Origin of the sequence: Paraburkholderia sp. BR14374 (assembly GCF_040948685.1) — a bacterium.
Classification (GTDB): domain Bacteria; phylum Pseudomonadota; class Gammaproteobacteria; order Burkholderiales; family Burkholderiaceae; genus Paraburkholderia; species Paraburkholderia youngii.
The window spans coordinates 26,599-41,767 of sequence record NZ_JBFPKF010000001.1 but is presented as its reverse complement, the minus strand read 5'-3'; the positions used below and the strand labels follow the sequence as shown (position 1 = coordinate 41,767).

10 protein-coding genes and 1 pseudogene are annotated in these 15,169 nt (G+C 61.4%); 6 read left to right on the top strand and 5 right to left on the bottom strand.

What is annotated here, in order from left to right:
* The first annotated feature begins 102 nt into the window (after positions 1-102).
* Positions 103-1,137, top strand: coding sequence for an SDR family oxidoreductase (locus tag AB3X86_RS00165; RefSeq protein ID WP_368594984.1), 1,035 nt, complete (start codon positions 103-105; stop codon positions 1,135-1,137).
* A gap of 177 nt (positions 1,138-1,314) precedes the next feature.
* The gene (locus tag AB3X86_RS00160; protein ID WP_368594983.1) at positions 1,315-2,991 is read left to right on the top strand and encodes a SulP family inorganic anion transporter; all 1,677 of its coding nucleotides are present in this window, start codon (positions 1,315-1,317) and stop codon (positions 2,989-2,991) included.
* Between the two features lie 141 nt (positions 2,992-3,132).
* Here AB3X86_RS00160 and AB3X86_RS00155 read toward each other — a convergent pair whose 3' ends face one another.
* The 4 genes from AB3X86_RS00155 to AB3X86_RS00140 all read right to left on the bottom strand — a co-directional run bounded on the left by AB3X86_RS00155 (position 3,133) and on the right by AB3X86_RS00140 (position 9,175).
* Positions 3,133-3,735 (bottom strand): hypothetical protein, encoded by a 603-nt coding sequence (locus tag AB3X86_RS00155; protein ID WP_368594494.1) that lies wholly within the window; start codon positions 3,733-3,735, stop codon positions 3,133-3,135.
* A 225-nt stretch (positions 3,736-3,960) separates the two neighbouring features.
* The gene (locus AB3X86_RS00150) at positions 3,961-4,575 is read right to left on the bottom strand and encodes a hypothetical protein (RefSeq protein ID WP_368594493.1); all 615 of its coding nucleotides are present in this window, start codon (positions 4,573-4,575) and stop codon (positions 3,961-3,963) included.
* Between the two features lie 213 nt (positions 4,576-4,788).
* Positions 4,789-5,403 (bottom strand): hypothetical protein, encoded by a 615-nt coding sequence (locus AB3X86_RS00145; protein ID WP_368594492.1) that lies wholly within the window; start codon positions 5,401-5,403, stop codon positions 4,789-4,791.
* Between the two features lies 1 nt (position 5,404).
* Positions 5,405-9,175, bottom strand: a complete 3,771-nt coding sequence (locus AB3X86_RS00140) for a type VI secretion system Vgr family protein (RefSeq protein WP_368594982.1) — start codon at positions 9,173-9,175, stop codon at positions 5,405-5,407.
* A 375-nt stretch (positions 9,176-9,550) separates the two neighbouring features.
* Here AB3X86_RS00140 and AB3X86_RS00135 point away from each other — a divergent pair.
* Positions 9,551-9,844, top strand: a pseudogene (locus AB3X86_RS00135) (glutamate dehydrogenase); the annotation flags it as partial.
* 111 nt (positions 9,845-9,955) lie between these two features.
* On the opposite strand, the gene AB3X86_RS00130 reads toward AB3X86_RS00135, so the two are convergent.
* A complete protein-coding gene (locus AB3X86_RS00130) occupies positions 9,956-11,482 on the bottom strand; it encodes an aldehyde dehydrogenase family protein (RefSeq protein WP_368594491.1) in 1,527 nt (508 codons plus the stop codon).
* A 310-nt stretch (positions 11,483-11,792) separates the two neighbouring features.
* On the opposite strand from AB3X86_RS00130, the gene AB3X86_RS00125 reads away from it, so the two are divergent.
* The 3 genes from AB3X86_RS00125 to AB3X86_RS00115 all read left to right on the top strand — a co-directional run bounded on the left by AB3X86_RS00125 (position 11,793) and on the right by AB3X86_RS00115 (position 15,147).
* Positions 11,793-13,832, top strand: a complete 2,040-nt coding sequence (locus AB3X86_RS00125) for a sigma-54-dependent Fis family transcriptional regulator (protein ID WP_368594490.1) — start codon at positions 11,793-11,795, stop codon at positions 13,830-13,832.
* 182 nt (positions 13,833-14,014) lie between these two features.
* Positions 14,015-14,710, top strand: a complete 696-nt coding sequence (locus AB3X86_RS00120) for a glycine zipper 2TM domain-containing protein (protein ID WP_368594489.1) — start codon at positions 14,015-14,017, stop codon at positions 14,708-14,710.
* A 143-nt stretch (positions 14,711-14,853) separates the two neighbouring features.
* Positions 14,854-15,147, top strand: a complete 294-nt coding sequence (locus AB3X86_RS00115; protein WP_176109260.1) for a hypothetical protein — start codon at positions 14,854-14,856, stop codon at positions 15,145-15,147.
* The last annotated feature ends 22 nt before the right edge of the window (positions 15,148-15,169 follow it).

The window sequence follows — 15,169 nt, the reverse complement described above, 5'->3', positions numbered from 1 at the left end:
TTTTCCGGCGCCGCTGTCCGGCTCGAATCGGCGGGACTGCGCTTTGCTTCACACCTCACTGGATGCGCAGCCTGGGAGGTGTTCAAAGTGGCCAGCGACGCTATGACGGTGCAAACCGACACCAGCAGCGGCGACGTCGAGCGCAAGGGCGTCGTCGTCATTACAGGGGCAAGTGCCGGCGTGGGGCGCGCCACCGCGTCCGAGTTCGCGCGCCAGGGCTATGACGTTGGGCTGATCGCGCGCGAGCCGCGACGGCTCGCGCGTGCCGCCGAGGAGATCGCCGCGACCTATGGCATGCGCGCACTCGCGTTGCCCGCCGACGTCGCCGATGCAGATGCGATCGAGCGCGCCGCGCAGCGCGTGAATCGCGAGCTGGGCGGCATCGACGTGTGGGTCAACGTCGCGATGGCGACCGCGTTTGCGCCGGTGTCCGCGCTCAGTGCGCGCGATGTCGAACGCGGCACGCAGGTGACCTATCTGGGGCAGGTCAACGGCATGCTGGCGGCGCTCCCCGTGATGCGCGCGCGCGGGCACGGGACGATCGTCAATGTCGGCTCGGCGCTCGGGTACCGGTCGGTGCCGTTGCAGTCGGTGTATTGCGGCGCGAAGTTCGCTGTGCGCGGCTTTACCGATTCATTGCGTTCCGAGTTGCTGCACGACGGGGTCGATATCCATCTGACGATGGTCGATCTGCCCGCGGTCAATACCCCGCAATTCGACTGGGCGCTCAATCGCACGGGGCGCAGAGCGCGGCCGGTGGCGCCGGTGTTTCAGCCGGAAGTGGCGGCGCGGGCGATCTACTTTGCGGCCACTCATCGGCGGCGACAGGTGTGGGTCGGGTGGTCGACGGTCAAGGCGATCCTCGCGAACCGGATCGCGCCGACGCTGCTCGACCACTATCTCGCGCGTGCGGGTTACGACGGGCAACTGACCGATGAACCATTGCCCGCCGATGCGCCCGCGAATCTCTACGAGCCGGTGCCCGGCCACTACGCCGCGCATGGCCGCTTTGACGATGAAGCGCGCGCGTACTGCTGGGAGCTGTTTACCGATCGGCATCGCAACGCGGTGTATGGCGCGGCGGTGCTGGCACTGGCAGGGGGCATCGGGTGGCTGCTGAGGCGCAAACGGCCTTGATGCGCAATCGGTGTGCCTCCTCCCTGTCGCCGATGAAAGGTCTGGACTATCCTTCGAATGACAGGGCCGCCCACAATCCGTGGCGCGGCGTCCTCGACTGCGAACATTCCAAAAATGGAAGCGGACAGGCCAGTTCCTCACAAAGAGCAGACCACTGCAAGCAGCGAGCACCGCTTGATGCGCTGGCTGCCGGGACTGACGGTGCTCAAGGCGTACCGCTTGAGCTGGCTGCCGAGCGATCTGACGGCCGGACTGGTACTGACCACGATGCTGGTACCAGTCGGGATCGCTTACGCGGAGGCATCGGGGGTCCCCGGCGTGTTCGGCCTCTACGCGACGATCGTCCCGTTGTTGGCGTACGCGCTCTTCGGCCCGAGCCGGATTCTCGTGCTGGGCCCCGACTCCGCGCTTGCGGCTCCGATTCTGGCGGTCGTCGTGCAAGTGGCGGCGGGCGACCCGTCGCGCGCGATTGCGGCGGCCAGCATGATGGCGATCGTGTCCGGGGTTTTCTGTATCGTGATGGGCTTGCTGCGGCTGGGATTCATCACAGAATTGCTGTCTAAGCCGATTCGATACGGCTATATGAACGGCATCGCGCTCGCGGTGCTGATCAGTCAGTTACCCAAATTGTTTGCCATTTCGATCGAAGAGCGCGGGCCATTGCGGGACATCGTGAGCCTCGTGCAGGCCATCGCCGATGGCAAATCGAACTGGTACAGCTTCGCGGTGGGCGCGGGAAGCCTCGTGCTGATCCTGTTTCTCAAGCGGTTCGAGAAACTGCCGGGCATTCTGATCGCCGTGATCGTCGCGACGTTATGCGTGAGCGCATTGCACCTCGATAGCGTCGGCGTGAGAGTGCTCGGCAAGATCCCTCAAGGCCTGCCGACCTTTGCGCTACCGTGGCTCACCGACGCCGATCTGGTGAAGATACTGCTCGGCGGCTGCGCGGTCGCGCTGATTTCGTTCGCGGATACCAGCGTGCTGTCGCGGACCTTCGCGGCACGTTTTCGCAGCCGCGTCGACCCCAATCAGGAGATGGTCGGGCTCGGCGTGGCCAATCTCGCGGCCGGCCTGTTCCACGGTTTCCCGATCAGCAGCAGTTCGTCGCGCACGCCGGTCGCCGAGGCGGCGGGCGCGAAGACGCAACTGACGGGCGTGGTCGGCGCGCTGGCGGTCGCGGCGCTGCTGCTGGTCGCGCCCAACCTGATGCACTACTTGCCCAACAGCGCGCTCGCCGCGGTTGTCATCGCGGCGGCGATCGGCCTGTTCGAGATCACGGACCTGAAGCGGATTTTCCGCATCCAGCAATGGGAGTTCTGGCTGTCGATGGCCTGCTTTGCCGGCGTCGCGGTGTTCGGCGCGATTCCAGGCATCGGCTTCGCGGTGGTCATCGCGATTATCGAGTTTCTGTGGGACGGCTGGCGACCACACTACGCGGTGCTCGGTCGCGTCGAGGGTTTGCGCGGCTATCACGACCTGGAGCGTTATCCGCACGCGGAGCGAATCCCCGGACTCGTGCTGTTTCGCTGGGATGCACCGCTGTTCTTTGCGAATGCCGAGCAGTTTCAGGAGCGCCTGCTCGAAGCCGTCGCCGACTCGCCGGCACCCGTCAAGCGCGTGGTGGTGGCGGCCGAACCGGTGACGAGCGTGGACGTCACCTCGGCCGACATGCTGCGGGAGCTGACGCGCTCGCTCGACGAGCGCGGGATTGCACTGCACTTTGCGGAGATGAAAGATCCGGTTCGCGACAAGCTCAGGCGCTTCGAGCTGACCGATCTGATCGGCGATGCGCGCTTTCATCCTACGGTCAGTAGCGCGGTTGATAACTATGTCGAGACGGTTGGGGAGGAATAGTTTTCGGAGCTGAGGCTAGATCCACCGGAGAACGGGTTTGCGCCTCGCTTTTGCTTTTGAAATGGCTGTGAAAACGGTTTGGGGCCGCGCCAGTTCACTCCTGTTCTTGGTCATCGGGCGACGCCCTTTGCCACCATCTGTTCACGAGGGATTCTGTCCACGGCGTCGCGGTCTCAGCGCGGAATAGTCACGATTCAGGAGAACGTCCATCAGGACCGGCGTTTTGGGTTCATCAGGCGCCGGATTGTTTGGGTCTGGGTCTCCGAAAGCCAGATCTACATCCACCGGGAACCGGCTCGTCGGCAGATTCGAAGCACGATAGCGATAGCCATGCAGACGGACCTGCGGCGGCAACACTCCCATATCATTGCCGGACCGCCGGATGCCGTCCCCATCGATCCAGTAGCCGATATCGAGAGGAAAGAGGTCTTCCAGCGTCGAGCGGCTAATGTCTGTCAATAGTGGACTGAAACGGATCGTGAAGTCGGTGACGACTCGGTTGACTTTCGTGCGGTCGGCGGAGGGGTCGAGCGGATCGGGTATCGCAACTACGATGATTTGCGTATCCGGCAAAACCGGATTCACGAAGCAATACTCCGTAACACCTACTACACCGCGCTCAGGCCGCGCCGCAAGAATGCGGCCGAATATCGTACGAGCGGGATCGAAGGGCTGGTCGTCCCGCAGGATCGCCATTGCCGTGGTCAATATTCTGAAGGCCATGTCGCGCTGCGCGTCGGTCACGGTCTCTCTGGTCGCCGCTCCTGGCGCTGACGGTCCCGTGAGCGTCGACGTACTGGGCTGTGCAGGTACTGAGGTTGCGAATGAGAGGATCATCAGGATTCCGCCAGTATGCTTGGACCACTTCCGCGCTAGCGTAGGCATCTTTTTCATGAAGTTGGCACCTATAGCCGGGTTTGAATTGCGCCATCTTTTGTGCTGTTTCCGCAGAGACGTTCAACAGGTCACTCAAGAAGGGCTCTGTCCATGGCGTCGCGGTTTCAGCGCGGAATAGTCACGATTCAGGAGAACGTCCATCAGGACCGGCGTTTTGGGTTCATCAGGCGCCGGATTCTTTGGGTCTGGGTCTCCGAAAGCAAATTCCACATTCACCGGAAACCGGCTCGTTGGCAGATTCGAAGCACGATAGCGATAGCCATGCAGGCGAACCTGGGGTGGTGCGGTTCCTAGATCATTGCCGGGCCACCGGTTGCCTTGCCCGTCGATCCAGTAGCCGATATCGACCCGGAGGAGGTCTTCCAGCGTCGAGCGGCTGATATCTGTCAATAGTGGATTGAAACGGACGGTGATGGCCGTCACGACTTGCTTCACTTTCGTACGGTCGGCAGAGGGAGCGGCCGGATCGGGTACCACATACAGAATGATTTGCGTCTCCGGCAAAACCGGGTTCACGAAGGAATACTCCATAACACCTACCACACCGCGCTCAGGCCGCGCCGCAAGAATGCGGCCGAATATCGTATGTGCGGGGTCGAAGGGCTGGTCGTCCCGCAGGATTGCCATTGATGTGGTCAATATATTGAATGCCATGTCGCGCTGGGCGTCGGTCACAGTCTGTCCCATCTCAGTTCCTGGCCCCGACGATCCTGAGGGCATCGACATACTGAGCTGTGCATGTACCGGGATTGCGAACGAGAGGATCACCAGGATTGCGCCAGTAGGCCTGAACCACTTCCGCGCAAGCGTAGGCGCCTTCTTCATGAAGTTGGCTCCTATAGCCGGTTTCAAATTTCGCCATTTTTTGTGCTGTTTGAGCAGAGACGTTCAACAGGTCACTCAAGACGGGCTTTGTTCACGGCGTCGCGGTTTCAGCACGGAATAGTCACGATTCAGTAGAACGTCCATCAGGACCGGCGTTTTGTGTGCGTCCTGCGCCGGGTCCTTTGGGTCCGGGTCGCCGAAAGCAAATTCGACGTCCACCGGAAATCGGCTCGTTGGCAGATTCGAAGCACGATAGCGATAGCTATGCAGCCGAATCTGCGGCGGAGCCGTGCCCATATCATTGCCGGGCCGTCGCTCGCCATTGCCGTCGATCCAGTAACCGATATCGACCTGCAGGAGATCTTCCAGCGTCGAGCGGTTAATGTCGGTCAATAGTGGACTGAAGCGAATCGTGAAGTGGGTCACGACTTGCTTGACTTTCGTGCGGTCGGCGGGGGGAGCAAGCGGATCGGGTACCACATAGAGAATGATTTGCGTCCGCGGGAAAGCCGGATTCACGAAGGAATACTCCGTCCCACCTCCTTTGCCGCGCAGATGGTCAGCCGCAAGAACGCGGCCGAAAATCGTATGAGCGGGATCGAATGGCTGGTCGTCCCGCAGGATCGCTATTGCAGTGGTCAAAATGCTGAATGCCATATCGCGCTGGGCGTCGGTCACAGTCGGTCTCATCTCAACTCCTGGCCCCGACGATCCTGAGGGCGTCGGTGTACTGAGCTGTGCATGTACCGGGATTGCGAACGAGAGGATCACGAGGATTTTGCCAGTAGGCTTGGACCACTTCCGCGCAGGCATAGGCATCTTCTTCATGAAGTTGGCTCCTATAGCCGGTTTCGAATTGCACCATTTTTTGTGCTGTTTCAGGAGATACGTTCAGCAGGTCACATACCTTCCTTTCGGCAAGCGGGAGATCTCGGCTGAGATACTCCCGACCGGGCATGTCCTGCATGTAAGAGATCAGCCAGTAGTAGTGGAAGACAAGCATCCTGTGCAGACCGATGTGAACGCGGTGATCGTCAGGTAGTGGCGTGTTCCCAGCCGCTGTATAGGCTTCTTTTAGCATCGTCGACCAATACAACCTCTGGACATTCGGCAGGTCTTTGTAGTCGTCTGGAAAGTGCTGAAGCAAAGAAAACATCCAGAAGTACTGTTGGCAGTGGCGAGACTCGTGATACAGCGTGTCGGCAAATGCCTTGAGGCGGTTATCCAGCAAGGTCGGCTGGTGCTTGAGTTCGACGATGTGCGCGATCTCGCTCTCGTTGACGGCGATAAGCCAGTACTTCCCGATGAATGCGGCACTGACGTCCTGTCGCAGGTTGTACTGCGTTGTCCGCTCTGGATCGACTATCACGATCTGTGGCATGCCATCACTAGTTTCCGGACTAGCGGCATCGCGTCGTGGCAATCCAAAGGGCCCGGCACCAAGCGCGTCTTCCAATTTCGGCATGACCGCGTTTTGAATCATTCTTATCGAATCGGCAGTCAACGGCCACGCCACCCCGCCCCAATCGATCCCCTGCAGCGCAGCCTTAATCGCAGCCGCATAAGCCTTGGTCACCGGGTATTCGACACCCTTGCGCATCGACATACCGGCGGGCGTGTCACCCTCGGCCGCACCATTGACGAAGTGATAAAACCGCAGCCCGAAGTTCATCGGATCGCACGAGACGAATTCGGGTCGTTTATCTTCCGTCGTCGCGCTCTCGTTCGGAGAGGCCACGGCCTTTCCTGCGACCGTGGCACTGCGTTTCTCGGCATTGGGTACAGCGCCAGTGAATGACTCATTCGCCGCTCTGATCACCGCGCCTCTGCTAACCGCAATCACTTTGTCCGGCTCGCTCGCGGCAAGCAGTTCGACCGTCGCGAACGCAAGCATATTGCTGGTGACGAGGCTCGTTTCGCCAAGCGCGTTCGTCACACCCTGAATCAGCCGACCATCGTCGAGCGTGATCCGGTATGGCTGATTCGGCAGCGCAAAGCCGGAATCGTGTTCGATCAGCACATGATGCGCCGCCAGCCTGCCGGGATCGTCTGGCGTGACGGGCAGACTGACAGGCCGTGCCGCTGGCCCGTCGGTCCGATGACCGCTCGCATGGACCCGATGCTCGCCACCCGTATAGACCTTGTACCCATCCGAATTGATGACCACCTTCGTGTTACCCGCATGAAAGACGATTTCCTTGCTGGCCATCAGATTGATCGAATCGGTTCTACTGATGATACTGACGACACGTTGCGCGATGACCTCGACATCGTCGTTTTGCGCATCGATCTGCACCTTGCCCGATGCGGCCTTGAGCCGGATGCCGAGATGTTGCGCAAACACCCGCACGCCGTTGACCGCCGACGCCAGCAGCGATTTCACCGCCGCGACGCTGACGTGTCCGCCCGCGCTGAGCGCGATGTGTTCGGCACTCGCCACGTGCGTGCTTTGCGCTGCCGTGAGACCGAGACCCGCCGCGCTGGCCAGCACCAGCTCGGGCTGGGTCAGTTGCGGAAAGGGAAGCTCCGCGCTTGCCCTGCCGCCGCGAATCGCGTCGTTCTGCGCCTTGATGGCCTGCGCGACTTCGCTTTGACTGGTCTGCTGTTCCTGTGCCTCGTGCCGCCGCGCGAGACTCGCGAGGTTCTCGTGGGTGTCGCGCGCCTGAGTGAGGCGCGCCACGGTCTCACCGGCATCCTTTGCCGGCGTGCTCGCGCCGTGACGTGCCTCGGTGGTGATCAGCATGCCTCGGTTGGCTCGCGCGACACCCCATGCGTTCGTCGCCAGTTCCCAGCCTTCACCGCGTGCCTGCTGCCGGCCTGCGTCGCGCACGACACGCGTGTTGTAGCCCAGCACGAGGCGCGACTGGGCGTGGTCGCTGGCGATCTGTGCCTGCAGCTGGCCCGGCGTGTCATCCAGTACGACGTGATTGGTCTGGCTCGCGCAGCCCGCCTTGAGCTCGCTGCTAAGGATGCCCGAGAGCGCCTGGTTGTCGGGCAGCCTCCAGGGCGGCTGATTCTGGCCGTTGACCATCCGGTCCGACACGTAAGGCTTGTCCGGGTCGCCTTCGTGATAACTGACCGTGACCTCCTGACCGATGCGCGGCGGATAGATCGCACCGAAGCCGTTGCCTTGCCACGGCGACGACACCCGCACCCAGCAACTGGCGCAGTCGTTCTTCGGGGCAAGCCGCTCCCACGCAAAGCGCACCTTCACGCGTGCATATCCATCGACCCATATCGGCTGATCCTCGGGGCCGACCACGATTGCCGTTTCCGCCGCGCAACGCGGCTTTTTCTTCGGACGGTTTTTGAAGAACGTATTGGCGGGTTGGAGCACGAAGTCGGTCGCGCACTGGTGCAGCGCATCGTACGTGTCCGCGCCGGGTGACCGCGTGTTCTGCGGTGCATTACGGATATCGAGGGTCGTCGATATGACCAGGTACTCGGCGTTGACTTCCCGCAGCGGATGGTTGTCGAGCCAGAATGTTTTCCCGGTTGTCAGACCGCGCAGATTCCCTTGACCCTTCAGCCGCAGACGATGACCGCGCATTGCATCGACACGCACGCTCGCGAGGTGCCCGGCTTCATCGCGGAAGTCGCTCCGCTCACCTGACAGTCCCGTCGCACCCGCAAGCGGCTGCGAATAGTCGCCCCAACCGTATTGCTCGATGTTGTCGTGGGCCTGCTCACTGTGGCTCTCGTACTCGCCCTCGAAGCGCGCGCCGGGGCGCGTGTAGTCGTAATCGATCAGGCTGACCTTGCCTGTCGTGATTTGATGCGACACATCGAGCTTGTGAACGTGCTCCTCGTCGACGTGCCTGCTGTCGGGCGCATGGTAGCGCAGCGTGTCGTATGCGTTGTCGTGTCGCTTGTGCGAGCCGGGCGAATCGCACAGTACCAGCGTCATTCCGTCGAACAGGTAGTAGATTCCCCATTCTCTCCAGATCCGCGTGAGGAAATCGAAGTCGGATTCCCACATCTGCCGGACATAGTCCCGCTTCGGGTAGCCGTTGCGCAGGCCTGGCGCGCCGAGTTCCATCACGAGCGGGAAGTGATATCGCTCCTTGAGTACCCGGTCAGTGATGTCCACCACGCTGGCGTCCTGGAAGATCCTGCTGTCGCAGTTCTTCGTGGCCAGCCACAGCCAGGGACGGACGACGAGGCGGTAATAGGCGCGCCGTTCATCGGCACCCATCTGTTTGATGCCTGTGATGAGGCCCGACATCGTGCGGCGGCCGGCGCTCGCGTGTGCCACGTCGCCGCGTACCAACCCATGACGACCGAACAATCCGTTGCCGTCGAAAGCGATCGAAATGTCGATGACCTTGCCGATCAGGCGATCAGCCACGACGAGTTCCTGTGCTTGCCACACTCCGAGCGTCGGACTTTCGATCGTCGCGACATCGAGCGTGTATCGATAAAGCTTGCCTAGGGTTTCGGCGCCGCGCAGACGGAGCGGCACCAGCAAAGGCGCATTGCCCCATGTGGGTAATGCGTCAGAGGAAAGACCCAGGATGTGTTCACGGGGGTGAGCAAGTTCTCGCAATTGGCACGCTCACGATGCAGTCAGAATCGCGCCGCAGCCCGTGCTATTGCCTGCGAGCCGGATCATTGGCCGGCCGTTGCCGTTCGTCATCGTCGTTCCTTGTTATGTGCGAACGACAAGTATCGGGACGAAGATGACCCGCGGCGATCGGAATTGGATGAATTTTTAGCGTGATTAGGCAATAAATTTGATTCGTCGGGCGAAGGACTCTTCATGACGATCAACATCGCAGGACCAGCGACCCGATTCCTACAATTGAATTCATTGCGCCACGCAAAACGAACTGAATGCGAGGACGCCGCAACGCTGATCAAAAACGGCGTGCTTTGCGTCGCCGAAGGCGCCAACATGCCGTCGACCAACGACGCGGCCAAGTGCTTCGAAAGCAACGGCGTTCTGTACGCTATGCGCATCTCCTGGCCGCGCTAAGAAGTCGATGCACGTCTGCACGACATGATGCGCAGCATTCACGAAGTCTGCCTGCGACATGGCCGTCGCGACGACGGTTCGGTCAGCTATTTGAACGGAGCGAATATCGCCGGCTTTGTGAGGGTCGCCGACGCAATGCTGGCACAAGGCGTGGTCTGCGCGACGGGGTGGGATGCCAGCGCAATTGCTTGCCCCCGCGCCTACCCAACGTGTGCGGCACGCGCAGGGTAGAGCGCGCGTCGTCAGCAAACGACGCGCGCCCTTCGCTCAGAAGAACCCAAGCGCCTCCGCCTGATAGCTGACCAGCAGACACTTCGTCTGCTGATAATTCGACAACGCCATCTTGTGCGTTTCGCGCCCGATCCCCGACTGCTTATAGCCACCGAATGCCGCGTGCGCCGGATACAGGTGATAGCAGTTGGTCCACACGCGTCCCGCCTCGATCTCGCGTCCCATCTTGTAAGCGCGCGTCCCATCGCGCGTCCATACGCCCGCGCCCAGGCCATAGTACGTGTCGTTCGCGAGTTCGATCGCTTGCCGTTCGTCCTTGAACGTCATCACCGAAGCGACCGGCCCGAAGATTTCCTCCTGGAACACGCGCATATCGTTGTTGCCGAACAGCATCGTCGGCTTCACGTAGAAGCCCTCGCCGAGACCGGCGCCGGGCGTGGCGCGCTCGCCACCGACGAGGCACTGCGCCCCTTCGTCCCGGCCGATGTCGATATACGACAGGATCTTGTCGAGCTGCTGCTGCGAGGCCTGCGCGCCGATCATCGTTTCGAGGTTCAGCGGATGGCCGGCCTTGATGCGTTCCACACGGGCGATCGCCTTCTCGATGAAGCGCTCGTAAATCGACTCCTGAACCAGCACGCGCGATGGGCACGTGCAAACCTCGCCCTGATTCAACGCGAACATCGCGAGACCTTCGAGCGCCTTGTCGAGAAATGCGTCGTCGCGATCGAGCACGTCGGCGAAGAAGATGTTCGGGCTCTTGCCGCCGAGTTCGACCGTCGACGGAATCAGGTTGTCCGCGGCTGCGTGCAGGATGCGCCTGCCGACCGGCGTCGAGCCGGTGAACGCGATCTTCGCGATGCGCTTGCTGGTGGCGAGCGCTTCGCCCGCTTCCCTGCCGAAGCCGTTGACGATATTGATGACCCCGGCAGGCAATAGATCGCCGATCAGTTCGATCAGCACGAGTACCGAAGCCGGCGTCTGCTCGGCGGGTTTCATCACGATGCAGCAGCCGGCCGCGAGGGCGGGCGCAAGCTTCCATGCGGCCATCAGCAGCGGGAAATTCCACGGGATGATCTGGCCCACCACGCCTGCCGGCTCGTGAAAGTGATAAGCGACCGTGTTGTCGTCGATCTCGGAGATGCCGCCTTCCTGCGCGCGGATGCAGCCCGCGAAATAGCGGAAATGATCGACGGCGAGCGGAAGGTCCGCGGCCATGGTTTCGCGCAGCGGCTTGCCGTTATCGATTGTCTCCGCGACCGCGAGCAGCTTCAGGTTCTTCTCCATGCGCTCGGCCACTGCGAGCAGCAGGTTCGCGCGCTCCGTCACCGACGTCTTCGCCCATTTGCGGCGCGCCGCGTGCGCGGCGTCGATCGCGAGGTCGATGTCCGCGGCGCTCGAGCGAGGCACGCGGCAAAACGGCTGCCCGTTGATCGGCGACACATTGTCGAAATAGTCGCCGCCGACCGGCGGAACCCACTTGCCGCCGATGTAGTTTTCATAACGCTGGCGATAGGGATACTCGATGTCGATGCCAAGAGCTTTCAGGTCAAATGGATTCATCACTTGTCTCCGTTTTGTGATGGTGATCGGGTGACTGCGCGGCACCACATCAGGCAGAAACCATACCAATGCATCGACATGCAAAATTTCAGGGATTGGGCTGGGCTATTAAGCGGAAGTGTTCCGTTTCGGAACAGATGCGCGGGCAGCGGTTGTTCAGAAACGCCGCAGATTCGGCCGACGCTGATGCAGATCAACGATGCGGGCCCGCGCGGGGTCACGGCGGGCGTCGGGCGGCCTAGCAAACGGAGTATTCTGTCGACACGCATCAAAGCGTCCGGCACGAGCCGGGCGCACCAAGGAGGAGACAATGCGCGAAGACGTTCATCCGGTCAGCCCGGCGGCGGCTAACCGCTCCAAAGCTTGGCCTGCCCCGGCGATCCAGAAAGCGCACGAACGCTCCGAGACGTTCGGCCTGCGCGCATCGTTCCGGCCGGATTACGACATCCTGTCCGACACGGGACTCGCGCTGAAGCGCGAGCAAAACCAGGTGCTGTGCGCGCATGCGATGCCGGTCATGGAGACGCTGCGCGAGCAGATCGTCAATACGCAAAGCATGATCGTGTTGACCAACGCCGAAGGGTTGATCCTGCATTCGATCGGCGACGCCGACTTTTTGCATCGCGCGGAAAAAGTGGCGCTGCGGCCTGGCGCGAACTGGGCCGAGGATCGTCAAGGGACCAACGCGATCGGTACCTCGCTTGCCGAGGGGTGTGCGATGGTCGTTCATGGCGATCAGCACTATCTGGCGGCGAACCGCTTCCTGACCTGTTCGAGTGTGCCGATTCTCGATCCGTATGGTGATCTGATCGGCGTGCTCGACGTGACGGGCGACCACCGCAGCTATCACCAGCACACGATGGCGCTCGCGAAGATGTCGGTGCAGATGATCGAAAACCATCTGTTCTCGACTGCGTTTCGCGACGTGCTGCAAGTGTCTTTTCACGGACGTCCTGAGTTTCTCGGTACGCTGATGGAAGGGATCATTGCGTTTACCGACGATGGTCGCTTTCTGTCCGCGAACCGGAGTGCGCAATTTCAGTTGGGCTTGTCGCTAGCTGCGTTGCGCGCGCATACACTGTCGTCGCTGTTCCAGATCTCGTATGCGCAACTGATCGACCGTTTGACGCATGGCGTTGCACCGCATCTGATGCTGAATCTGCACAACGGTGCGGTGGTTTGCGCACGTGGGCAGTTCAGGCGGGCGTCGTTTGGGCTGGAGCGCGGGGCTGTTGACGTGCAGGGTGCGGCCGCACCGCGACCGGTCTGTGCGAATGCGCGTCAACCGGCTGCGGGACTGTCGCGGCTCAGCGATCTCGATACCGGTGATGCTCGTGTGTCCGCACTGATCGCGAAGGTTCGCAAGGTGCTCGGCAAGGATATTCCGATTCTGGTCACCGGCGAGACCGGTACCGGCAAGGAGTTGCTCGCGCAGGCGATTCACAACGATTCGCCGCGACGTGATGGGCCGTTTATTGCGGTCAACTGCGCTTCGATTCCAGAGTCGCTGATCGAATCCGAGCTGTTCGGGTATGAAGAGGGGGCGTTTACCGGCGCGCGGCGTAAAGGGGCGATCGGCAGGCTGATGCAAGCGAATGGAGGTACGCTGTTTCTCGATGAGATTGGGGATATGCCGTATTCATTGCAGGTGCGGTTGCTGCGTGTTTTGCAGGAGCGGATGGTGACGCCGCTGGGGGCGATGCGGTCGGTTCCAGTCGATGTCTCCGTTATTTGCGCGACACACCGCAACTTGCGCGAGATGATTGCGCAGAATCAGTTTCGTGAGGATCTCTACTATCGGATCAACGGGCTTGCGGTTCGGTTGCCGGCGTTGCGTGAGCGGAGCGATCTGGCGGTCGTCGTTCAAAAGATGCTGCAGTGGGAATCAGTGGAAAGCGGGGGGCGACACGCGCTTAGCGTTGCGGCTGATGTGATGGCGGCGTTCGGGCGGCATGCGTGGCCGGGTAACTGCCGGCAACTGGCTAATCTGCTGCGGACTGCGGCGGCGATGGTGGAGGAGGATGGGGTGATCCGGTGGGAGCATTTGCCGGATGATTTTTTGGAGGACGTTCGTGGTGCGGGTTGTGGCGACGACGCAGGTCAAGGTGACTCTGCCATATCGGCCGTCGCCGACGTTGCGAATGCGGACGCGCTTGCCACAGGCGAAGCGTCGGTACGCGACGGCGCGCGGCTGCAGGATGTCGCCGCATCAGTCGTCGCGATGACGCTGGCGCGGTACGGCGGCAACGTTTCGGCGGCGGCGCGTGCGCTTGGCGTGTCGCGGAACACCATTTACCGGAGGATGCCAGCGGCGCAGTCGCAGTCGGGACGGAGCGCGGAAAAGGATTGACGCGGAAGTTTTCGCGGGCCCAATCGATCATGGCCGGGAGACCGGCCATTGTTTTTTCTATAAGTCGATTTGGAATGCCAGCGTGTCCCGGCGAACTACAACTGCTTACATATCTCACAATAGCCAGGTCCACCGACTCGATGGCATCGGCGTTCTTGCAGGCACATACCACGGAGCCAGCAATGACCACCAACCTGCCTTCCGATTCATCCGCGCGCAGCCGCATTCATCCTCTGGTCGCCGGAGCTGCCGTTGCTGTGATTCTCGCCAGCGGCACCGGCATTGCCGCAATGACCGGTCTGCTTCCGACATCCCGAGCGCTAACCCCGCCGCCGTCGCAAACTGCATCGGTTGCGGTGAAGCCGGCCAGCACGCCGCTCGACTCGGCTAAACCGTATGCGGAGCAACAAGGCACGCGGACCAACACGGTGAGCGAATCCCATGTTCATCCCCACCACAGCAGTGCGTCGTCGCCCGCGCCCAGATACGCGCATGACGATAGTTACCGTGATGCCACGCAGCCGCCATCTCGACCCGTTGCCGTCGACCCTGATGCAGGTGAAGTCGTCGCGGTCAACGCGGTCCAAACGCAGGAGCCGACCACCGGACTCGGTGCGGTAGGCGGTGCGGTGGCGGGCGGGCTGCTGGGCAATCAGGTTGGTCAAGGTCGCGGCCGTGTTCTGGCGACGATAGCGGGTGCGGTTGGCGGCGGCCTTGCCGGTAACGGCATCGAACATGCGGTACGCAAAGCTGCCACCTACCAGGTGCAAGTCAGGATGCAGGATGGCAGTTATCGAAACTTCAATTACGACAATCAGCCTGCCGTTCATGTTGGTGAGCGGGTGCATGTCTATGGCGATTCTCTGAGTGCTTCGTAAGCACGCAGAGAACTGGAGGGCACGAGGCCTTACAAACGGTTACCAGACTGACACTTCGCGTTTATTTGCCAACCAGAGCTACACATACAATCGATATCGCTAATTCGCATCAACAACCGATGCCAGCGAACAGGGAGAGAAACATGAAGCGCAGCTTCATTTTGTGGATTGCAGGCGTTTGCGCTGCGTGCGCTTCCAGCGCTGCGCTGGCTCATGTCGACCTTGGTGTTTACCTTGGCGCGCCGGGGCCGGTTTATGTCGCGCCGCCTCCGGTGGTCTACGAGGCGCCACCCGTGACGTACGTGCCTGCTCCGGCCTATGGCTACGGTTACGGCTATGGGTACCAGTACAACGACGACCGTGACAGGCACTGGCGCCATGACCATGGCTGGCACAGGGGCTGGGAGCACCGTCATCACGGGGACGATGACGACTGATCTGGCAGGCCATTCGATGGTT